Annotated in this window: 18 protein-coding genes; 8 read left to right on the forward strand and 10 right to left on the reverse strand. The window is 69.7% G+C overall.

What is annotated here, in order from left to right:
* Positions 1-39: 39 nt before the first annotated feature.
* The gene (gene argS / locus MFF40_RS21075) at positions 40-1,791 is read right to left on the reverse strand and encodes an arginine--tRNA ligase (RefSeq protein ID WP_238262089.1); all 1,752 of its coding nucleotides are present in this window, start codon (positions 1,789-1,791) and stop codon (positions 40-42) included.
* A gap of 248 nt (positions 1,792-2,039) precedes the next feature.
* Here argS and MFF40_RS21080 point away from each other — a divergent pair, with 248 nt between their 5' ends.
* A complete protein-coding gene (locus MFF40_RS21080) occupies positions 2,040-2,498 on the forward strand; it encodes a hypothetical protein (RefSeq protein ID WP_238262090.1) in 459 nt (152 codons plus the stop codon).
* A gap of 24 nt (positions 2,499-2,522) precedes the next feature.
* Here MFF40_RS21080 and MFF40_RS21085 read toward each other — a convergent pair whose 3' ends face one another.
* On the reverse strand, positions 2,523-3,779 hold the full coding sequence (locus MFF40_RS21085) for a deoxyguanosinetriphosphate triphosphohydrolase (protein ID WP_147898332.1): 1,257 nt from the start codon (positions 3,777-3,779) through the stop codon (positions 2,523-2,525).
* A 146-nt stretch (positions 3,780-3,925) separates the two neighbouring features.
* Between MFF40_RS21085 and MFF40_RS21090 the strand changes: the two genes are divergently transcribed.
* Together MFF40_RS21090 and MFF40_RS21095 are read left to right on the forward strand one after the other, a co-directional pair.
* On the forward strand, positions 3,926-4,252 hold the full coding sequence (locus MFF40_RS21090; RefSeq protein ID WP_147856233.1) for a HesB/IscA family protein: 327 nt from the start codon (positions 3,926-3,928) through the stop codon (positions 4,250-4,252).
* A 151-nt stretch (positions 4,253-4,403) separates the two neighbouring features.
* On the forward strand, positions 4,404-6,341 hold the full coding sequence (locus MFF40_RS21095) for an aq_1923 C-terminal domain (RefSeq protein ID WP_147898333.1): 1,938 nt from the start codon (positions 4,404-4,406) through the stop codon (positions 6,339-6,341).
* Positions 6,342-6,383: 42 nt separating this feature from the next.
* On the opposite strand, the gene MFF40_RS21100 is transcribed toward MFF40_RS21095, so the two are convergent.
* The 3 genes from MFF40_RS21100 to MFF40_RS21110 are packed head-to-tail and all read right to left on the reverse strand — an operon-like array spanning position 6,384 to position 8,871.
* Positions 6,384-7,118, reverse strand: coding sequence for an ABC transporter ATP-binding protein (locus tag MFF40_RS21100; protein ID WP_147898334.1), 735 nt, complete (start codon positions 7,116-7,118; stop codon positions 6,384-6,386).
* A complete protein-coding gene (locus tag MFF40_RS21105) occupies positions 7,099-7,836 on the reverse strand; it encodes an ABC transporter permease (protein ID WP_147857438.1) in 738 nt (245 codons plus the stop codon). Before MFF40_RS21105 ends, MFF40_RS21100 begins: the two co-directional genes overlap by 20 nt.
* A gap of 51 nt (positions 7,837-7,887) precedes the next feature.
* A complete protein-coding gene (locus MFF40_RS21110) occupies positions 7,888-8,871 on the reverse strand; it encodes an ABC transporter substrate-binding protein (RefSeq protein ID WP_147898335.1) in 984 nt (327 codons plus the stop codon).
* Positions 8,872-9,065: 194 nt separating this feature from the next.
* Between MFF40_RS21110 and MFF40_RS21115 the strand changes: the two genes are divergently transcribed.
* Positions 9,066-9,443, forward strand: a complete 378-nt coding sequence (locus tag MFF40_RS21115) for a 4a-hydroxytetrahydrobiopterin dehydratase (protein WP_147855868.1) — start codon at positions 9,066-9,068, stop codon at positions 9,441-9,443.
* Between the two features lie 15 nt (positions 9,444-9,458).
* On the opposite strand, the gene MFF40_RS21120 is transcribed toward MFF40_RS21115, so the two are convergent.
* The 4 genes from MFF40_RS21120 to MFF40_RS21135 form a co-directional block, all read right to left on the reverse strand.
* A complete protein-coding gene (locus tag MFF40_RS21120) occupies positions 9,459-9,680 on the reverse strand; it encodes a hypothetical protein (protein WP_147855867.1) in 222 nt (73 codons plus the stop codon).
* 180 nt (positions 9,681-9,860) lie between these two features.
* Positions 9,861-12,926 carry an efflux RND transporter permease subunit gene (locus MFF40_RS21125; RefSeq protein ID WP_147898336.1) on the reverse strand — a complete coding sequence of 1,022 codons (3,066 nt, stop codon included), beginning with the start codon at positions 12,924-12,926 and terminating at the stop codon, positions 9,861-9,863.
* Positions 12,927-12,948: 22 nt separating this feature from the next.
* A complete protein-coding gene (locus MFF40_RS21130; protein ID WP_238262093.1) occupies positions 12,949-14,049 on the reverse strand; it encodes an efflux RND transporter periplasmic adaptor subunit in 1,101 nt (366 codons plus the stop codon).
* Positions 14,046-15,137, reverse strand: a complete 1,092-nt coding sequence (locus MFF40_RS21135; RefSeq protein ID WP_238262096.1) for an efflux RND transporter periplasmic adaptor subunit — start codon at positions 15,135-15,137, stop codon at positions 14,046-14,048. Before MFF40_RS21135 ends, MFF40_RS21130 begins: the two co-directional genes overlap by 4 nt.
* 105 nt (positions 15,138-15,242) lie before the next feature.
* Here MFF40_RS21135 and MFF40_RS21140 point away from each other — a divergent pair, with 105 nt between their 5' ends.
* Both MFF40_RS21140 and MFF40_RS21145 read left to right on the forward strand, forming a co-directional pair.
* Positions 15,243-15,806 (forward strand): TetR/AcrR family transcriptional regulator, encoded by a 564-nt coding sequence (locus tag MFF40_RS21140; protein ID WP_147854569.1) that lies wholly within the window; start codon positions 15,243-15,245, stop codon positions 15,804-15,806.
* A gap of 437 nt (positions 15,807-16,243) precedes the next feature.
* Complete coding sequence (locus tag MFF40_RS21145; protein ID WP_147854568.1) at positions 16,244-16,945, forward strand: hypothetical protein; 702 nt, start codon at positions 16,244-16,246, stop codon at positions 16,943-16,945.
* A 52-nt stretch (positions 16,946-16,997) separates the two neighbouring features.
* On the opposite strand, the gene MFF40_RS21150 is transcribed toward MFF40_RS21145, so the two are convergent.
* A complete protein-coding gene (locus MFF40_RS21150) occupies positions 16,998-17,282 on the reverse strand; it encodes a hypothetical protein (RefSeq protein ID WP_147854567.1) in 285 nt (94 codons plus the stop codon).
* Between the two features lie 495 nt (positions 17,283-17,777).
* Between MFF40_RS21150 and frc the strand changes: the two genes are divergently transcribed.
* The gene (gene frc / locus MFF40_RS21155) at positions 17,778-19,055 is read left to right on the forward strand and encodes a formyl-CoA transferase (RefSeq protein WP_147854566.1); all 1,278 of its coding nucleotides are present in this window, start codon (positions 17,778-17,780) and stop codon (positions 19,053-19,055) included.
* A 120-nt stretch (positions 19,056-19,175) separates the two neighbouring features.
* Entirely contained in the window at positions 19,176-20,108 is a 933-nt protein-coding gene (locus MFF40_RS21160) for a methionyl-tRNA formyltransferase (protein WP_147854565.1), read from the forward strand.
* Positions 20,109-20,110: the final 2 nt, after the last annotated feature.

Below are 20,110 nucleotides of genomic sequence, written 5' to 3' on the forward strand. Positions count from 1 at the left end.
TCACATCACGGCCGGTCACCGGCCCGATGCATATCGAGCCTATCGCATCTCATCCGGCGCGGTCACACCGAGCACTGCGAGGCCGGCCGCGAGGGTACTCCGGAGAGCCTCGACGAGCGCCAGCCGCGCCCAGGTCGACTTTCGTTCGGTTGCATTAACAAACCGTAATTGCGGCAAGTCTTTGCCCTTGTTCCATAAAGTATGAAGCGCGGCCGCCATTTCATAGAGGTGGAATGCGATCCGGTGCGGCTCGTGCGCCACGGCCGCCGATTCGAGGACGCGGGGATACTGGGCGACCAGCCGCATCACCTCGATCTCGCCGGGATCGGTCAGGAGGTCGAAATCGGCCTCGCGCAGCAACGCTGCCGGCGAAAGGTCGGCGCCAGGGAAAGCCTCGCGCGCCTGCCGCTGCACCGAGCGGACGCGGGCATGGGCGTACTGGACGTAGAAGACCGGGTTGTCCTTCGACTGCTCGACTACCTTGGCGAGGTCGAAATCGAGGGTCGCGTCGTTCTTCCGGTAGAGCATCATGAACCGGATCGCGTCGCGGCCGACCTCGTCGATCACGTCGCGCAGGGTCACGAACTCGCCGGCCCGCTTCGACATCTTCACGGGTTCGCCCGCGCGCAACAGCCGCACCAGCTGGCAGAGCTTCACGTCGAGCGTCGCCTTGCCGTCGCTGACCGCCTTCACGGCCGCCTGCATGCGCTTGACGTAGCCGCCGTGGTCGGCGCCGAGCACGTCGATCAGCTCGGTGGCGCCCGCAAGGTACTTCGCGCGGTGGTAGGCGATGTCGGAGGCGAAGTAGGTGTAGGACCCGTCCGACTTCAGCAGCGGACGGTCGTTGTCGTCGCCGAAATCCTTGGTCCGGAACAGCGTCTGCTCGCGGTCCTCCCAATCTTCGGGCAACTGGCCCTTGGGCGGCGGCAGGCGGCCCTCGTAGACGAGCCCGCGCTCGCGCAGCTCCTGGAGCAGGGCCTTCACGGCGCCGCTCTGCTGCAGCGTCCGCTCGGAGAAGAACACGTCGTGCCGGATGCCGATCGCCGCGAGGTCGGCCCGGATCATGTCCATCATCATGGCGAGGGCCGTTTCGCGCACGGCGGGGAGCCATTCGGACTCCGGCCGGTCGAGGAGCGCGCGGCCGTGAGTCTCGGCGAGGTGGACGCCGACGGGCTTGAGGTAATCGCCCGGATAGAGCCCTTCGGCGATCGCGAACGGCTCGCCCAGCGCCTCGCGGTAACGCTGGTAGGCGGATCGGGCCAGGACATCGACCTGGGCGCCGGCGTCGTTGATGTAATATTCCCGCGTCACCTGGCGGCCGGCCGCGACCAGGAGGTTGCACAGGGCGTCGCCGAACACCGCGCCGCGGCCGTGGCCGACATGCATCGGTCCGGTGGGGTTGGCCGAGACGTACTCGACGTTGATCGCTCCCCCGGGGAGCTGGGCGCGGCCGAACTGCTCGGGGTCCGCGAGCGCGCTGCGGATCACATCCTGGAAGATCCCGGGCGCGAGCCGAAGGTTGATGAAGCCCGGGCCCGCGACGCCGGCCTCCAGGATGCGCGGGTCGGCGCGTAGTTCCGCGGCCAGGGCCTCCCCCAGGGCCTTCGGGTTGGTCCGTGCCTCCTTGGCCAGGACCAGCGCGGCGTTCGTGGCCAGGTCGCCATGCGTCGTGTCGCGCGGCGGCTCGACGACGACGCGGCCGAGGTCGAGGCCCTGGGGCAGCTGGCCGGCGCGGGTCAGCGCCTCCACGGCCTCGCGCACACGCGCCTCGAACAGGGCGAAGATGTTCATCGGTCTCGGTCTCGCTCGCGCGGGGATGCTGCCGCAGGGCCGTCTCGGCCCGCGCCCGCCGGGAGCCGTCTAGCAAGGGGGCGGGAGAGTGTCACGGCGGCGACGCGGGCCGGCCGGCCCGCGGAGCAAGCCGGCGTTAACCGCGCCACCGGAACGAGCTGGCATTCGGCGGGAACAGCGCAGTTTATCCCCACGCGATGACTACCGACGCCCACCGGACCATCTTGTCTTGGGTCGCGAGAGTCTATGTGATCGACAAGATCGCAAAATTCTCGATCTTGGAGATCTTCATGAAGACCTTGATGTTGGCCGGCGCGGCGCTCTGCGCGGTAGCCCTGGCGGCCCCGAGCGCCGAGGCAAGGGGCTTCCGGGGCGGCGGCTTCCACGGCGGTTACGGCGGCTATCACGGCGGCTTCGCCGGGCGCGGCGGTTACGGCCGCGGCTTCGGCTATGGCCGCGGCTACGGGTATCGCGGCGGCTACGGGCGCGGCCTCGGCTACGGGTTGGCCGGCGCGGGCATCGGCCTGGGTCTCGGGCTCGCGGCCGGCAGTTTGTACGGCGGCTATGGCGGAGGCGGCGGCTATGGCTACGGCTATCCCGCGGCCTACGGCGGGTACGACTACGCCTACCCGGCCGCCTATGGCGGTTACGGCGGGTACGGCTCCGGTGGCTGCTACGGCAGCTTCACCTGCGGCTGCGGCTGCTGATCGCCCGCGCGTCCTCGCCGGACCTCACGGTTCGGCGAGGGGCAGGCCGCGGCTCGGCAACTCCCAGTGGAGGTCGGGCGTGGTCGGATAGAGCTTGCGATGGGCCAGCACCGCGTAGGTGTCGGTCATGCCGGCGATGTAGTCGGCCACACGCCGGGCGATGCGCCCTTCGGGTGCGTCCGCCAGGCCGGCGCTCCACTCCTCGGGCATCCGCTCCGGCGCGGCCGTGAACGCCGCGAACAGGTCGTTGACGATCGCGTCGGCCTTCTTGCGCACCGCCACGACCCCCGGATGCCGGTACATCCGGGCCCAGAGGAACCGCATGATCTCGGCGTCGGCCTCCGCGATGGCCGGCGAGAACACGATGACCGGCTCGGACGCGTGGCGGATGTCCTCGACGCGTGCGGGACTCAGCGCGGCGATCCGGCGGCCGCCCTCGCGGATCACGTCTTCCACGAAGCGGGTGATGACGCGCCGGGCCAGCTCGTGGATGACGCGCGACGGGTCCAGGCCCGGATGCAGCCGGTCGATCTCGTCGAGGATGTCGGCCAGGAACGGCACGGCGCGCAGCTCCGGGATCTCGAACAGGCCCGCCCGCAGGCCGTCGTCGAGGTCGTGCGCCGCGTAGGCGATGTCGTCGGCGAGCGACGCCGCCTGCGCCTCCGGGCCGGCCTGGCTCCACAGGTCCAGCGGGTTCAGGGCGTCATATTCCAGGATGGCGGCCGGGATGCCGCGCGCGGCGTAGCGCGCCGTCGGCTTGCCGCCCTCGGTGAGCAGCGGGCCGTTGTGCTTCACCAGCCCCTCCAGGGTTTCCCAGGCGAGGTTCAGCCCGTCGAAACCGGCGTAGCGCCGTTCGAGCCGCGTGACGATGCGCAGGGCTTGAGCGTTGTGATCGAACCCGCCATGGGCCGCCATGCAGGCCTCCAGCGCATCCTCGCCGGTATGGCCGAAGCAGGTGTGGCCGAGGTCGTGGCTCAGCGCCAGGGCTTCGGCCAGATCCTCGTCGAGGCCCAGCGCCCGGGCGAGCGCCCGCGCGATCTGGCTGACCTCGAGGGTGTGGGTCAGGCGGGTGCGGTAATGATCGCCCTCGTGGTGCACGAAGACCTGGGTCTTGTGCTTCAGGCGGCGGAACGCCGTGGAGTGGATGATCCGGTCCCGGTCGCGCTGGAAGTCGCTGCGGGTCGGCGAGGAGGCCTCCGCGATCAGCCGTCCGCGCGTCCGCGCCGGATCCGTGGCGTAGGCCGCCCGCCAGCGCTCACCGTTCGGCCGCACGGCGCCCATCCTCGATCTCACGCAGCCTGATCATGACCCCTCCCCGCCCGGCGCGTTGCGGCGCGGGCCTCGAACCCATATCTTGTGGGCTTAGGCGGGCTCGGCAACAGCCGGGCGACGCCGTCCACCGAACAGCTGCGTGGCCAGAGCTAAAGATGGCTGAGATCACCCTGACCCCCCGCGCCGCCAAGCGCATCAACGAAATCATGGGGGCGGAGCCCCCGGGCGCGTCTCTGCGCATCAGCGTCAACGGCGGCGGCTGCTCCGGATTCTCCTACGCGTTCGACATCGCCCGGTCCCGGGAGGCGCAGGACGTGGCGATCGAGCGCGACGGCGCCACCGTGATCGTCGATCCCGTGTCGCTGGAATACATGTCGGGCTCGACCATCGACTTCGTGAACGACCTGATCGGCCAGTCCTTCAAGATCGAGAATCCGCTGGCGACCGCATCCTGCGGCTGCGGCACCTCCTTCTCGCTCTGACCCGACGCGACGGCCTCCCCTCGGGACGGCCGTTGCGCGGCTACGACACTGGAGCCGGCTCAAGGCCCGCGCCTCCGGTGTCCGATTGCCTCGGCCGGTAAAACGCGGCACCCATGCGGCAACCCCGCTCAGCCGTGATCCGGACCCTCCCATGATCCATCCGAAGGTCCGATCCCGCCTCCGGTCGGCGTTGGCCGCGACCTGCGCCCTCGCCTGCCTCGCCGGGGCGGCGGCACCGGCCCCGCTGGCGGCCCAGGAAGGCGCCGCCGCTGTCCAGGACGTGACGATCACCGACGTCATGCTGCCGCTCGGCGGGACGATGCTGCGGGCGCCCAAGCTGACGGCCAGCGGCACGCGCCTGTCCAAGGATGAGCTTGCCGCGATCCTCAAACCGGATTCGGCCGAGCCCTGGGAGGCGCGGCTGGCACGGCTCGATGCCGGCAGCCTGACGATCCCGGTTCTCAGCTCGGAGCATGCCGGCCCCGGCACCGACCGCCAGACCGTCACCTATCGCGACGTGGTCGCCCGCGACGTGAAGGCCGGACGCGTGGGCGAACTGACCGCCGCGGGCGCGACGGTCAGCGCCGTCACGGGCCCCAACCGCGGCGACGGCACCTACGGCCAGGTCCGGGCGACAGATCTCGACCTCGCGGCGCTGAGCCGGCTCTACACCGTCCCGGGCGACGGCAAGGGCCCGGTCCAGAAGGTCTACGGCACGATCCAGGTCTCCGACGTGACCTATTCGGACGCGCGCGGCACCACCGTGAAGATCGCGCGTCTGAACGGGCGCGACCTCGGCGGCAGGCAGGTGCCGGACGGCTGGAACGGCGCGTTCGAGATCGTGGCCGCCGGCTTCCAGGGGCCCAACGACCGGCGGACCTTCGCGGCCTCGGCCGCCGACCTGATCGAGGCCACCACGCTGGGCAGCCTCGACATGCAGGGCCTGAGCGTCAGCAACACCGATCCGCAGGGACCGGTCCTGTTCGAGATCGCGCGGGCGACCTACGCCGCCGGGTCGGATGCGGGCACGGTCCTGGAGAACATCACGCTGGCGCGCGGCAGCCTGCGCGCGCATCTCGCCCGCCTCGCGTTGGCGGACGTCTCGCTCGCGCCGACCATCGCGGCTTTGCGCAACGCCGCGGCCGATCCCGCCAGCCGGTCCGGGTTCAGCGATGCCGAGATGCATCGGCTGACGCCGGCGCTGGGCGGCCTGACCCTGACCGACCTGAGCATCGACCTGCCGCTCGACACCGAGCTCCCCAAGGCCGTCCCGCCGGATCCCCGCGCCACCCCCCGCGTCCCCGCACCGGGGAAGCCGACGACGGGCCGGTCCGCGGACGGAAAGCTCCCGGAGCCCAAGCCCGCGACCGTGCAGCCCGGCGACCCGCTCGCGGTGACGATCACGCCGGCGCCGACACGGCGGGTGGCCCTGCGGGAAGCCAAGCTGTCCTTCGGCCCGCCGCAGGATGGGGTTCCGACGGCCGGGCGGCTGACCCTCTCCGGCCTGAGCCTGCCGGCGGAGTACGTCGCCGGGGCGCCGATCATCGGCGCGCTTCCGGCCTACGGCTATCGGGATCTCGACCTCGATCTCGTGGCCGACGCGTCCCTGGACGGGAAGGCCCGCGACCTGTCGCTGCGCGAAGTCACGATTTCGGGGCGCGATATCGGGACCGTCCGGCTGTCGGGGACCCTCGGCGGCATCGGGCCGGAGCTCTTCAACGGAAGCCTGCCCGCGGCCACGATGCTGATGTTCACGGGCAGCGCCAAGAACCTCGACCTCACGGTGGAGAATGCCGGCCTGTTCGAGCGCTTCCTCGCCGTGCAATCGAAGGATCTCAGCCTGCGACCGGACGAGCTGCGCAAGGAATACGTCACCGCCAGCCTGCTCGGCGTGCCGGTGATCCTCGGCAACACGGCGGCGGCCAAGGGCATCGGCGCCGCGATGGGCCAGTTCGTCATGAAGCCGGGCAAGCTCGTGCTGCACGCGAAGTCGAAGGAGCCCGCCGGCATCGGCTTCATCGATATCGGCGCGGCGCGCTCGCCGGCAGCCCTGCTCGACCGGATGGACGTGGACGCCAAGGCGAATTGACCCCTCGGCAAGTGTCCGCGGGCGGTTCGCACGCCGTACAGGCTACTCCGCGATGATCCCCGGATGCGCCGCCGCCAGCGCGGCCCGGGTGGTTTCGGCCCAGGCGCGGTCGCGCTGTCTGCGCGGGCGGTCGAGCGTCACGTTCGCCATGAGCGTCGCCGGCCGTTTCGAGACGAGCAGCAGCCGGTCGGCGATCCCGATCGCTTCGGCGACGTTGTGGGTCACCATGAGGACGCTCATTCCGGCGGAATCAACGGTGTCGACCACCAATCCGCGCAGCTCGGCCGCCGCGGCATCGTCGAGGGACACGAACGGCTCGTCGAGGACCAGCACCCGCGGCCCGTCGGCGAGCGCCCGCGCCAGCGCGACCCGCCGCTGCATGCCGAGCGACAGGGCCTTCGGGTAGCTGCCGCGCCAGGGCGTCAGGCCGAGCTTGGCGAACAGCGCGTCGAGGTCGCGTCCGCGCCGCGCCCGCGGCAGGCCCAGCCGGACATTGTGCTCGATGCTGCGCCAGGGGAGCAGGCGCGGCTCCTGAAACACCATGCCGGCCTGGCCGGCCCCGGAGACGCGGCCCTCGAAGTCGGTGTCGAGGCCGAGCAGGATCCGCAGCGTCGTGGTCTTGCCGGCGCCGGACGGCCCGATCAGGCAGACGATCTCGCCGGCCCCGACCCCGAACGACAGGTCGCGGACGGCCTCCACCGGCTCGGCGCCCTTGGCGCGGTAGCGCTTCGCGGCGATCTCGACCTGCAGGACGGGTTCAGCGCCAGCGGCGGACATGCGCTTCGAGCCGCTGGAGGAGGAGGACGTCGATGCCGATCATCACGGTCATGAAGACGAGGCTGTAACCGATGATCGCGGCCACGTCGGTGCTCTGCACGAAGTAGTAGTTGATCGCGAAGCCGACCCCGTCGGGGCGCCCCAGCAGCTCGACCACCAGGACGATCTTCCAGGCGAGCGACAGGCCGGAGCGGGCCGCCGTGACCACGTAGGGCTGGAGCTGTGGCACCAGCACGTCCAGCGCCCAGGTGCGCCGGTCGAACCGGTAGGCCCGGGCCATCTCGTCGAGGCCGGGATCGAGGTTGCGGGCGCCCTCGCGCACGATCACCGCGACGTTCGGCAGCTTGTTGAGCACCACGGCCAGGATCGCGGCGGTCTCGGTCAACCCGACCCAGACATAGGCCAGCACGGTGATCACCAGCGCCGGGGTGTTGAGCAGGACGAGGAGCGGCGTGTCGAGGGTGAGGTCGGCGGCCTTCGAGCGACCGAGCGCCACCCCCAGCAGGATCCCCAGCACCATCGCCACCGCGAAGGAGATCGCCACCCGCAGCAGCGTCATCCCGACATTGTGGAACAGGTCGCCGCGCTCGGCCTCCTGCACGATGAAGCGCAGCACAGCCATCGGCGCCGGCAACAGGCGCGACCCGGCCTCCAGCGCGGCGAACTGCCAGGCGGCGATGAGCACGACCAGGGACGCGATACGGGTCAGCGCGCCCATGCGGTTCCGGCGATCCGGATCCCCGACCTGAAAGCCAGCCTGACGGGCAGCTCAGCCATCGCGGCCGTTGTCGTAATAGAGGTCCGGCGGCAGCCCGGCGCCCTTCCCGACGAGCCGTGCGCCGCCGAGCCGGGACATGACGGCGTAGAGCTTCTCGGCGTCGGTCCGCTCCGCCGCCACCGTCCGGCGCGGGATGCCGGCCAGGAAGTCGCGCTTCAGGGCCTCGAACGTCGCGTCGTTCTCGGCCGCCATGAGCGGGCGCACGATCTCCCAGGTGCTCGGATCGGCGGCCAGCATGTCCTTCGCCGACCGGGACGCCCGGGCGAAGCCCGCCACGGCCTCGGGCTTCTCCTTCACGGTGGCGTCCTGGAACAGGTAGCCGATCAGGGAGACGTCGCCGGCCACACCGAGCGCGTGCATGATGTCCTCGGCGCCCACGAGCCGGCGGAAGCCCTTGGCCTCGAGGCGGGCGCAATAGGTCCAGTAGGTCAGCGCCGCGTCGAGGGCGCCCTGCTCCAGCTTCAGCGTGATCAGCGGCGGCGCGCCGTACGCGATCTCGGTGGCGCGCTCGAGGTCGATGCCGGCGGCATCCCGGGCCTGCGCCCTCAGCAGCAGCCAGTTCTTGTCGAGGGGGCCGCCGGCGACGCCGAAACGCTTGCCGTCGAGGTCCTTGAGGCTCTTGATCGGGCTGTCGGGTGGCACCATCACGGCGCCCTCCGAGGTCGAGTACGGGATGAAGCGCACGGCTTGGCCGTCGTTGCCGAGGCGGGCTGCCCAGAGCAGGTCGCCGATGATCGTGTCGACCTGTCCGCCGATGAAGCTGATCCGCGCCGCGTCGTTGCCGGCGAGCTTGACCGCATCCAGCTGGAAACCGTTGGCGGTATCGAGGCCCCGGGCCTTGATCACCGCCGCCTCCCAGGTCGAGGTGCCGAACGGGAGGCTCCCGAGGCGGATCGCCGGCACGTCCGCCCGCGCCGCCCGCAGGCCGAGGCCGCCGAGCAGGCCGCCGGCGAGCATTGCGCGCCGTGACAGCATCACGCCTTCTCCCATCGTATTGTGCGGTCTTGGAAGATCGCAGACTTGGGCGCGGACTTGTCCTGACGCCATTGGAAAATGGTCATAGGGCCCGCATGGCGCTCCGTCCACCGGGGCCGGCGCCCCTGCGCGCTTGCGCACCGCCGACGGCGCGGGCACCCTCGAACTTCGACGGGATGAAAAGGACGAGGCGAATGAGCGAGCGGCGCGAAGGCGTTCTGGACGAGGCGGCCGTGGAAGCGCGGCTCAAGGCCGAGCTGCCGGACTGGCGGCTGGAGGACGGCTGGATCCGCCGCACCTACAAGACGGCGGGGTGGAAGGGCACGCTCATGGTGATCAACACGGTGGGTCACCTCGCCGAGGCCGCCTGGCACCACCCCGACATCACCGCGTCCTACGCCTGGGTGGAGGTGCGGTTGATGAACCATGCGGCCAAGGGCATCACCGAAAAGGACTTCGCCCTGGCCAGGAAGATCGAGGAGGTCGTGTCCTGGCAGCCGGCGCTGGAGGGGCAGGGTCTGGAGGGCACGCCGTCGGATCCGCGCTTCGCCTACATCAAGTACGAGAAGTAGCGGACCCGGTCCCGGTCACTGCGGCTCCTTCACCCGGCGGCACTCGGTCTTGAGGTAGGCGGACTTGCCGATCTCGTCGCGCCGGTCGGTGCGGGCGATGATCTCCTGCCAGCCGGTGGCGCAGCCGAGCTCGTTGGCGACGCGGACCTTGCGCACCTCCAGCGCTTCGGCATCGGTGCAGGCCTCCTGGGCGATCCCGTTCGCGCAGACCAGGACGACGGCGATGAAGGCGTTCATGCGGGCGGTGCTCCTCGGCTCCAGGCCCGCTTACGCGCGGGAACAGCCCGGAGTTTCCGCCCGCGGCGCGGCGGGCGCGCGGGGAAACGATTCACGGTCGGCCCGCCCTGAGGGGGCGGAGGGGCGGGCCGACCGCTCATCGCAGCGTGAGGACACGCTGCGATCCGTGATGCCGGACGCTCAGGCGCTCTGCGCCGCGGGCCGGTCGCGGCTCTCGGGCCGGATCCGGTAGCAACCGACATAGAGGGCGGGCAGGAACAGGAGCGTCAGGAAGGTCGCGGCCAGGATGCCGCCGATCATGGCGAACGCCATCGGTCCCCAGAACACCTCCCGGGCGATCGGGATCAGGCCCAGGCTCGCCGCGGCGGCGGTGAGCAGGATCGGCCGCATCCGGTGGTGGGTCGCCTCGTAGACCGCATCCCAGGGCGCCATGCCCTCGTCCCGGAACTCCTCAATCTGGCTCACCAGGATCACGGCGTTGCGGATGATGATGCCGATCAGCGCCAGGATCCCGAGGATCGCCACGAAGCCCATCGGCTTGTCGAACAGCAGCAGCGCCGGCACGACGCCGATCAGCCCGAGGGGCGCTACGGTGAAGACCAGCAGCATCCGCCCGACGCTCTGAAGCTGGACCATCAGCAGCAGCGCCATGGTGAGCAGCATCACCGGAACCACCGCGGCGATCGGGCCCTGTCCCTTGGCCGATTCCTCGACCGCGCCGCCCGTCTCCAGCGCGTAGCCCTCGGGCAGGGCCTTCGCGTAGGCGTCGATGCCGGGCTGCAGGGCGGTCACGATGGTGGCCGGCTGCGTGGTGTCGCGGATCGTGGCCCGCACCGTCACGGTCGCCAGGCGGTTCCGACGCCAGACGATCGGCTGCTCCAGGTCGTAGCCGATCCGCGCGAAGGACAGCAGCGGCACGACGGAGCCGTTCGCGAGGCCGACCTGCAGGGATTGCAGGGTGTCCAGCGACGACCGCTCGGCCGCCCGCGCCCGCCCGACGACGTTCACGAGGTAGATCGAATCGCGCACCTGGGTGATCGCCTGGCCGCCCTCGATCCCGTTGAGGATGCCGGCGATGTCCTGGCTGGTGACGCCGAGCTGGCGTGCCTTGTCCTGGAGGATCTCGACCCGCAGGACCTTGCCCGGCTCGTTCCAATCGAAGGTCGGCACGTCGAGGCGCTTGTCGGCGGCGACCACGTTGCCGAGGTCGAGGGCGAGGCGGCGCACCGTCTCCATGTCCGGGCCGCTGAGGCGGTACTGGACCGGGCGCCCGACCGGCGGGCCCAGGCTGAGCGGCTGGATCAGGACATCGGTGCCGACGAAGTCGCGCCGGCCGATCGCCTGCAGTCGCGCCATGACCTGATCGCGGATCTCCAGGGATTTCGTCACGACCACGATCTGGCCGTAGAACGCGTTGGAGAGCTGCTGGTCGAGGGGCAGGTAGAAGCGCACGGCGCCCTGGCCGACATAAGACGACCAGCTCGTCACGTCCGGATCGTCCTTCAGCTTCGCCTCGAACCGGTCCATCTGCGCCTTGGTCTCGGCGATGGTGGCGTTCTGGGGCAGCGTCAGGTCGACGAGCACCTCGGAGCGATCCGAGGACGGGAAGAACTGCTGCTGGACATGGCCCATCCCGACGATGGCCGCCGCCATCAGCGCCAGGCAGAGGACCACCGTGGTCCAGCGCCAGGCCATCGCGAGCTTGAGCATCACCAGGAACAGGCGGGTGAACAGCCCACGCTTCTCGGCATGGTGCTTCACGGTCTTCGGCAGCAGCGTCACGCCGATCAGCGGAGCGAAGAGAACGGCCACCACCCAGGAGACCAGCAGCGCGGCGGCCAGCACCACGAACAGCGAGTAGGTGTACTCGCCGGCTCCCGAACCGTTGAAGCCGATCGGCAGGAAGCCCGCCACCGTCACGAGCGTGCCCGTCAGCATCGGGAACGCCGTCGAGGTGTAGGCGAAGGTCGCCGCCTTCCGCAGCGTGTCGCCCCGCTCCAGCCGGGCGACCATCATCTCCACCGTGATCATGGCGTCGTCGACGAGGAGGCCGAGCGCGATGATCAGCGCGCCGAGCGAGATGCGCTGGAGCGTCACGTCCATCAGCTGCATGACCACGAAGACGATCGCCAGCACCAGCGGGATCGACACCGAGACCACCAGTCCGGCGCGCACGCCGAGGCTCACGAAGCTGACCGCGAGCACGATCACCACGGCCTCGACCAGCGCCTCGGTGAAGCCGCCGACCGCGTGCTCGACCTGCTTGGGCTGATCCGAGACGAGGTGGACGCCCACGCCCACGGGCAGCGTCGCCTCGATCCGGCGCATCTGCGCCTTCAGCGCCTCACCGAAATGCAGCAGGTTGGCGCCCGGCCGCATCGCGATGGCGAGGCCGATGGCGGCCTTGCCGTCGACCCGGAACATCGGGGCGGGCGGATCCTCGTAGCCGCGGCTGATCTCGGCGATGTCGGCCAGCCGGAAGAACCGGTCGTTGACCCGCAGGTTCACGTCCTGCAGCGACGCCTCCGACGTGAACGACCCGCTGACCCGCAGCGACACGCGCTCCGGCCCGGCCTGCACCACGCCGGAGGCCGATACCGCGTTCTGGGCCTGAAGCGCCTTGATCAACGCCTGGAAGTCGATGCCGTAGCCGGCGAGCTTGCGGGTCGAGAAGTCGAGATAGATGGTCTCGGCCTGGGTCCCGATCAGCTGGGTCTTGCCGATGTCGGGGACCCTGAGCACCTCCGTGCGGATGCCCTCGACGTAGTCGCGCAACTGGCGGTAGGTCAGCCCGTCGGCCGTGAAGGCGTAGATGTTGCCGTAGACGTCGCCGAACTCGTCGTTGAAGAACGGGCCCTGCACCCCGTCCGGGAACTGCCCCTTGATGTCGCCGAGCCGCTTGCGGACCTGGTAGAAGGCCGGCTGGACCTCGGACTTCTTCAGCGTGTCGCGGAACTGCACGAACACCGTGGACGAGCCCGGCGTCGTGTAGCTGCGGACGTAATCCAGGGCGTTGAGCTGCTGCAGCTCCTTCTCGATCCGGTCGGTGACCTGATCGATCGTGTCCTTGATCGTGGCGCCCGGCCACGTCGTCTGCACGACCATGGTCTTGATCGTGAACGGCGGGTCCTCCTCGCGGCCCAGGCGGCTGTAGGCCATCACGCCAGCCACGAGCGAGACCGCCATCAGGAACCAGACGAACGAGCGGTGCCCGAGCGCCCAGTCGGAGAGATTGAAAGCCTTCACGGGAAACCCTTGTCCGACCGGCTCAACGGGCGTCGTCGGTCAGGCGCACGGCCTGGCCTTGCTGCAGGGCGTGGACGCCGGCGACGACGACGCGCTCGCCCGGTTCGACGCCGTCACGGATGGCGATGCGCCCGGCCTCGACCGTCTCGACGGTGGAGGCCAGGGTCACGTCCCGGCGCGTGACGGATTGTCCGGCCCCGTCGACGACCCAGACCGAGCGGCGCGGGCCGTCTTCCAGCAGCGCGGCGGCGGGTAGGAGGACGTGGCGCGGCACCTTGCGGGAAAGCGCCACGTCGATCGTCGCACCCAGGCGGAAGGCCGGGCCGGGATCGTCGAGCGTGATGCGGATGCGCCGGGACCGCGTCCCGGCCTCGGCGAGCGGCGCGATCTCCCGGATGCGGCCCCGGGCCGTCAGCTCGGGCGCGCTCTGGAGCGACACCGTGAACACCCCATCCGCCGGCAGCGCGCCGACATATTGCTCCGGGATGTCCACGACCGCCTCGCGGATCTCCGGCCGGGCGACGGTGACGACGCCCTGACCGGCGCTCAGCACCTGACCGATTTCGGCGAGGCGCTGGGTGACGACGCCGTCGAACTCGGCCTTGAGTTCCGTGTAGCCCATCTGGTCCCGGGCCTTCTGAAGGCTCGCCGCCGCCTGATCGAGCCGCGCCTTCGCGGTGTCGCGCTTGGCCACGGCCTGATCGAGGGTCGCCTGCGAAACGTTGTTGCCCGACATCAGCCGCCGGGCGCGCGCCTCGGCGGCGTCCGCGTTCTCGGCCTGCGCCCGGGCGTCCGCGAGGTCGGCCTCGGCCCGGGTCAGGTCGAACCGCGTCACCACGGTGTCGAGGGCGGCCAGCCGCTGCCCCTTGGTGACGATGTCGCCGACGGTCACGTCGCGCGCGATCATCCGGCCGGGGATCTGGAAGCCGAGCTGGGATTGGTAGCGGGGCTCGACCGTCCCCGCGAACGGGCCGAACATGACCGCGTCCTTCGGCACGGCGACCTGCGTGAGGACCGGCCGCACGGGCGCAGGCGCAGCCTCCGCGTGCTCGTCATCGTGTCCGCCGCATCCGCCGAGAATCACGGCGCAGGCGGTGAGGGTCAGAACCGCACGCGTGTTCATGGGTTGCTCTCGACGAGGTTGGCAGCAACCTCCTGCCCGGGACGCAGAAATTGGATACCTGCGATCACGATGCGCTCGCCCGGCTCGATCCCGCCCTTCAGGGCGATGACATCCGGTCCGTATTTGTCGATCTCCACCGCGCGGACCGACACGGTCCGCTTGCCGGGATCGTAGACCCAGACCGCCGGGCGACCGCCGTAGCGGTAGAGCGCGGACCAGGGCAGGATCACCGCATCGTGCGGCGCGAACCGCCCGTGGCCGATGACGACCGCGCCGAGACCCATGGCCGGCGGCGTCTGTTCCAGGCCGATCTTGACCCGTACCGTGCCGCTCGACGCATCGACCGTCGGCGAGATCTCGCGGACCGTGCCGTTCACCGAGATCGACGGGTTGGTCTGAAGCGTGACCGTGATGGTCTTGTCGCCCGGCGGCCGGGCGGTCAGCGATTCGTAGACGTTGAACACCGCATCCCGGGGGCCGTCCTGCGCCAGCACCAGGACGGTCTGGCCGGACTGGACCACCTGGCCGACCTCGACGCTGCGGCTCGTGACGATCCCGGAGATGCCGGCGCGCAGCTCGGTGTAGGAGAACTGTTCTTGCGCGGTGCCCAGCGCGGCCTTGGCCGAATCGACCGCGGCCTGCGTGGTGCGCAGTTCCTGCTCGGCGTTGTCGTAGCTCGGCCGCGTCGTGTACCCGCCGGCCAGGAGCTGCTTCTGACGCTCGAACGCCATCTTGGCCTGGGTCAGCAGCGCTTCGGCCGAGGCCAGCGCGGCCTTGGCGTTGTCGAGGTTCGCCCGCTGGGTCAGCGGCTCCAGCACCGCGAGGACCTGGTCGGGCTCGACGTGGTCGCCGACCTCGACCCGCCGTTCGGCGACCTTGCCGTTCGTCCGGAACGAGACGTTGACCTGTGCCTGGGCCTGGATGTCGCCGGTGAGCACGACCTCGGAGGCGACCGGCGTACGCCGCGCCGCGACGATCCGGACCCGCACCAGCGCCGAGTCGGGCGCTGCCGCCGGTTCGGCCGCCCGGGCCGCTGGTGCCAGCGCGATCGTCGCGAGCACGAGAGCTGTGTATCGTTGAGCGAACATGCGGATCTTGTCGGCGGCCGTTGCGGACGAAGGGCGCCCAACGGCGTGACGCTGTCCTACTCCATCGCTTACATACCGTCCAGTCGGTTTCTAAAATGGTGACCTATGCGCGCGAAACGGCAGCGGCTGGCGGAACGGCCGGAAATCATCCTGGAGGCGGCCGATGCCGTATTGCGCAAGGGCGGGGCGCGGGCCCTGACCATCGACGCGGTCGCGGCGGAGGCCGGTCTCAGCAAGGGCGGCGTCCTTCATCACTACGCATCGAAGGACGCGCTGATCCTGGCCCTGGTGGCCCGCAAGCTCACCGAACTGCGTGAGGGCATCGCCGCCTGCGAGGGTGAACTTCCGTCCGGGCCGTCGCAATTGCCGATCGCGATGGTGGCGCATGTCCGCTCGCATTACTGCGACGACGACGAGTCGTCTCGGGCTCTGCTGCTGGCGTCGATCGAGTATCCCGAGGCCCTGAACGATTATCGGGCCTTCGTGGCCGATCAACTCGACCGGCTCGGCGGGATGAACAGCGCGTGCCCCGGCGAGGGCTCGATGCTGTTCTTCGCGATCCTCGGGGTGATCATGGGCCGGACCCTGGGATTCCATCAGCTCGACCTGGACGAGTTGAAGCCGATGTTCGACGCCCTGGAACGCATCGCTCGCAAATCGGACGCGTAGGCGCGCCGCGAACCCGCGCCTCCGGTTGTGGCTGGCCTGTCACGATGGCCGCCCTCCTGGCGGATGCATATCGATAGCATCCTCCTGAAAGCTGGCCGCCGGGCTCCGGTACAGAGACGATGCGAATCGGACATGTGCGCAGGCGACGGACCTTCTTATGCAGATCGCAAGGCGCCGCGATGGTCGAGACGCCAGATAAGATCTACGCGCTACGTCGCGGGCCTCGGCTCTGTAGATTGCGCTGCTGCTTCGTTCCTGATCTGCCGGAACGACGACGACGAAAGAATCTCAGCACTGTCACGCCTTTCGGCGACGAGGGCTTTGCGTGCGGGGCGCGATTTTCCGTGCGATGACGTGCGTTCGTCATGCGCCCATGGGGCCGTCGGCTGCACGAGCGCGTTGACTGCCATCCCGTTACTCGCCGCCAGCGTAGCGTCATGAACGAACACGTCGCGATCTCGCCGCCCGACGACCTGCGCCGTGCCCTGGCGCGCACCCTCTACGAGCATGACGGCAGCGGGATCGCCGATTACCCGGCCTGGGACGATGACGCCCTCGATACGCATCACCCCGGGTTGCGCGAGCGCTATCTCGAACGCGCCGACGCCCTGACCGAAGGCCCCCTCGCCGCTCTGATCACGGATCGGTTCGATGTCACCGCGCGCGACGAGGAGTTGCGCGTCCTGCGGCGTCAGCGCATGGCGCCGGAGCGCGAACGCGAGTTGCTCGAGGCCAACAACCGGGTGCTCGCGCGGGCCAACGCGGCGGAAACCGCGCGGGAGGCCGCCGAGGCCGAACTCACGACGGCACTGCGGGAACGGGATGTCGCCCGGGAAGCCGAGGCGTTCTGGCAGCGTTTCGCCTTCGATGCCGACGAACTGGCGACCCGCCGCCTGATCGAGCAGACCGACGCCCGGGCGGAAGCCGAGCGCGTCGCGATCCGCGAACGATGCCGGCGTGAGCGGGCCGAGAGCGCGCTCCGCTTGTTTGCCGACAGGGCCGAGGTCATGCCGAAGGAGGGCTGGGCGTCGGACCTGGCCAACGCCAACCGGGACATCCCGCTATGGTGGTTTCATGCCGCCCGGGTGGCCCTGGACTCACACGAGCCGCAGCCCGGCTCGGAGCCGAGCACACCGTAAACCGGGCCGCGCCCGCCGGTTGGGCGCAGTTCGTCAACTGGAAGATTGGTCGTCAGGCAGCCGCGGGCCGCGCCACCTCCCCGGGGGGCTCGCGGAACAGGGCGGTGCAGCCGGAACCGCGATGCATGCTGAGGATCGAAGCCCGGTCGATGTCCGGATGCGCCTTCAACACCTTCTGCACGCAGCAGAGCACGCGGTCGTACTGCGCGGCATCGAAATTCGGTTCCAGCGGGCTCACGGCGATGTAGGTCTCGACGACGAGCACACGCTCCGCCCTGTCGCGGTCGACATCGACGGCGATCCAAGACGACTTGATGAGGCTGGTGCTGGCGAGCATGGGCGTTCCTCATTCAGCGTTGCTGCGAACCCGTCCTTTTTGCGGACGGTCGATTTTGGCGGAATGATGGACCGCCTTAAGACGTATGCCAAGAGGGACAGGATCAGTTCCCCCAGTGCACGTACCCCGCCGCGTTGAGACGCAGAACTCTTGGGCCTATGCTACGGTGATGCCTACAACCTTCGCGAGTGCTTCTTTCTACTCGCCTCCCGCGGATGGCATGTGGTATACAAGTGTGGCGGCCCTCTCGACGGGGCCGGCGTGACGGGTCCGCGAATCGACGGGACCGCGCATCGGGAGGGAGTGTCAGCATGATCCGTCCGAGACGCGAGGACGCGGGTCTCCACGATCGTTACGCAGCCGTCTCGACGGCGCGGCGCGCGAGACCTCACCGCAGCAGCCCGTCACCGTCCGTCGGCGCCCGGCCCATCACGGCCCCGACCTGAGACACCCCCCGCCGCTTCCCGAAACCCGATCCGAGATCCGAGACCGACCATGACCAAGGCCCTCGAAGGCGTCCGCATCCTGGACTTCACCCACGTGCAATCCGGCCCGACCTGCACCCAGCTTCTGGCCTGGTTCGGCGCCGACGTGATCAAGGTCGAGCGGCCGGGAGTCGGCGACGCCACCCGCCAGCAGTTGCAGGACATCCCGGATGTGGACAGCCTGTATTTCACGATGCTGAACCACAACAAGCGTTCGCTCACGCTCGACTCCAAGAACCCGAAGGGCAAGGAGGTGCTCTGGCGCCTGATCGAGGAATGCGACGTCCTCGTCGAGAACTTCGCCCCCGGCGCGCTGGCCCGGATGGGTCTGACCTGGGAGAAGATCCACGCGAAGAACCCGCGCATGATCCTGGCGTCCGTGAAGGGCTTCGGCCCCGGCCGCTACGAGGATTGCAAGGTCTACGAGAACGTCGCGCAATGCGCCGGCGGCTCGGCCTCCACCACCGGGTTCCGGGACGGCATCCCGATGGTGACCGGCGCCCAGATCGGCGATTCCGGCACCGGCCTGCACCTGGCGTTGGGCATCGTCACGGCGCTCTACCACCGCACCCAGACCGGCCTCGGCCAGAAGGTCGACTGCGCCATGCAGGACGGCGTGCTGAACCTCTGCCGGGTCAAGCTGCGCGACCAGCAGCGCCTCGAGCACGGCCCGCTCAAGGAATACAGCCAGTTCGGCGAAGGCATCCCGTTCGGCGAGGCGACCCCTCGGGCCGGCAACGATTCCGGCGGCGGCCAGCCGGGCCGGATCCTGCGCTGCAAGGGCTGGGAGCAGGACCCGAACGCCTACATCTACGTCATCACCCAGGCGGCGGTCTGGGACCCGATCTGCGACATCATCGGCGAGCCCGACTGGAAGACCGACCCGAACTACGCCTCCCCGAAGGCGCGCCTGCCGCACCTCAACGAGATCTTCACGCGCATCGAAGCCTGGACGATGAAGATGTCCAAGTTCGAGGCCATGGACATCCTGAACGGGCACGACATCCCGTGCGGCCCGATCCTGTCGATGAAGGAGATCGCAGCGGACGAGGCGCTGCGGGCGACCGGCACCATCGTGGAGGTCGATCACCCGACCCGCGGCCGCTACCTCTCGGTCGGCAACCCGATCAAGCTCTCGGCGAGCCCGACCGAGGTCGTGCGCTCGCCGCTCCTGGGTGAGCACACCCAGGAGATCCTGCGCGACGTCCTCAAGTACTCGGAGGAAGAGGTCGGCGAGATCTCCGGCTCCGGCGCCATCGGGGGCGTGCAGAAGATCGCGGCCGAGTGAGGCCGCCAGGCGATCCCGGGCCGAGCGTCCGGGGTCGCCGCCGACCGACCGCGTAACGTCGTAGTCCATACCCAAAAGATCCCGCCTCGCTTCGGGGCCGGACGACGCCAGGGATCGCCCATGCGCATCGCCGTCATCGGTCAGCAGGACTTCGGCAAAGCCGTCCTGGAGGCGTTCCTGAAGCGCGGGGATACCGTGGCGGGCGTGTTCTGCGCGCCGGAGAAACCCGGTGCCAAGCCCGACGTGCTGAAGACCGCGGCGGAGGAGCACGGGCTGCCGGTGTTCCAGTTCCCCAGCCTGAAGAGCCCGGAGGCCGAGGAAGCGATGCGCGGCCTCGAGGCCGATATCGGCATCATGGCGTACGTGCTGCAATTCGCGCCGCAGAGCTTCGTGACGATCCCGAAGCACGGCACCATCCAGTACCACCCCAGCCTGCTGCCGCGGTATCGCGGCCCGTCCTCGATCAACTGGCCGATCGCCAAGGGCGACCTTCAGACCGGGCTGACGATCTTCCGCCCCACCGACGGCCTCGATGAGGGCCCGGTCGTCCTGCAGAAGGTCTGCGAGATCGGCGGGGATGCGACCCTCGGGGACATCTACTTCAACAACTTGTTCCCAATGGGCGTGGACGCCATGCTGGAGGCGGCCGACCTCGTGGCGGCCGGCCAGCATATCGAGATCGACCAGGACGAGGACGCGGCGAGCTACGAGGGTTGGTTCCGCACCGCCGAGGCCGAGATCCGCTGGTCCGCCCATGCCGAGCAGATCTACAACCTGATCCGCGCCGCGAACCCGGCCCCGGGCGCCTGGACCACCCTCGCGGGCAAGAAGCTGCAGATCTTCGACGCGCGCCTGCACCCGGTCCGCCGCCTGGGCGACGTGAAGGGCAAGCCGGGCGAGATCATTGCCGTGGATGACGACGGGTTCAGCGTCTGCGCGCAGGGTGGCCGGATCGAAGTCCGGAAGGTCAAGCCGGAGGACGGCAAGAAGGTCTCGGCCGCCGAGTTCGCCGCATCCGGCAGCATCGCGGTCGGCCAGTTTCTCGGACGCTGACC

This window comes from Methylobacterium mesophilicum, assembly GCF_022179445.1.
Lineage (GTDB): Bacteria > Pseudomonadota > Alphaproteobacteria > Rhizobiales > Beijerinckiaceae > Methylobacterium > Methylobacterium mesophilicum.

Coding starts and splice junctions, on each gene's coding strand:
- argS (WP_238262089.1), bottom strand. CDS start 1,791: ATGAACATCTTCGCCCTGTTCGAGGCGCGTGTGCGCGAGGCCGTGGAG.
- MFF40_RS21085 (WP_147898332.1), bottom strand. CDS start 3,779: ATGGGCGCCGTGCGGCCGAACGGTGAGCGCTGGCGGGCGGCCTACGCC.
- MFF40_RS21090 (WP_147856233.1), top strand. CDS start 3,926: ATGGCTGAGATCACCCTGACCCCCCGCGCCGCCAAGCGCATCAACGAA.
- MFF40_RS21095 (WP_147898333.1), top strand. CDS start 4,404: ATGATCCATCCGAAGGTCCGATCCCGCCTCCGGTCGGCGTTGGCCGCG.
- MFF40_RS21100 (WP_147898334.1), bottom strand. CDS start 7,118: ATGTCCGCCGCTGGCGCTGAACCCGTCCTGCAGGTCGAGATCGCCGCG.
- MFF40_RS21105 (WP_147857438.1), bottom strand. CDS start 7,836: ATGGGCGCGCTGACCCGTATCGCGTCCCTGGTCGTGCTCATCGCCGCC.
- MFF40_RS21110 (WP_147898335.1), bottom strand. CDS start 8,871: ATGCTGTCACGGCGCGCAATGCTCGCCGGCGGCCTGCTCGGCGGCCTC.
- MFF40_RS21115 (WP_147855868.1), top strand. CDS start 9,066: ATGAGCGAGCGGCGCGAAGGCGTTCTGGACGAGGCGGCCGTGGAAGCG.
- MFF40_RS21120 (WP_147855867.1), bottom strand. CDS start 9,680: ATGAACGCCTTCATCGCCGTCGTCCTGGTCTGCGCGAACGGGATCGCC.
- MFF40_RS21130 (WP_238262093.1), bottom strand. CDS start 14,049: ATGAACACGCGTGCGGTTCTGACCCTCACCGCCTGCGCCGTGATTCTC.
- MFF40_RS21135 (WP_238262096.1), bottom strand. CDS start 15,137: ATGTTCGCTCAACGATACACAGCTCTCGTGCTCGCGACGATCGCGCTG.
- MFF40_RS21140 (WP_147854569.1), top strand. CDS start 15,243: ATGCGCGCGAAACGGCAGCGGCTGGCGGAACGGCCGGAAATCATCCTG.
- MFF40_RS21145 (WP_147854568.1), top strand. CDS start 16,244: ATGAACGAACACGTCGCGATCTCGCCGCCCGACGACCTGCGCCGTGCC.
- MFF40_RS21150 (WP_147854567.1), bottom strand. CDS start 17,282: ATGCTCGCCAGCACCAGCCTCATCAAGTCGTCTTGGATCGCCGTCGAT.
- frc (WP_147854566.1), top strand. CDS start 17,778: ATGACCAAGGCCCTCGAAGGCGTCCGCATCCTGGACTTCACCCACGTG.
- MFF40_RS21160 (WP_147854565.1), top strand. CDS start 19,176: ATGCGCATCGCCGTCATCGGTCAGCAGGACTTCGGCAAAGCCGTCCTG.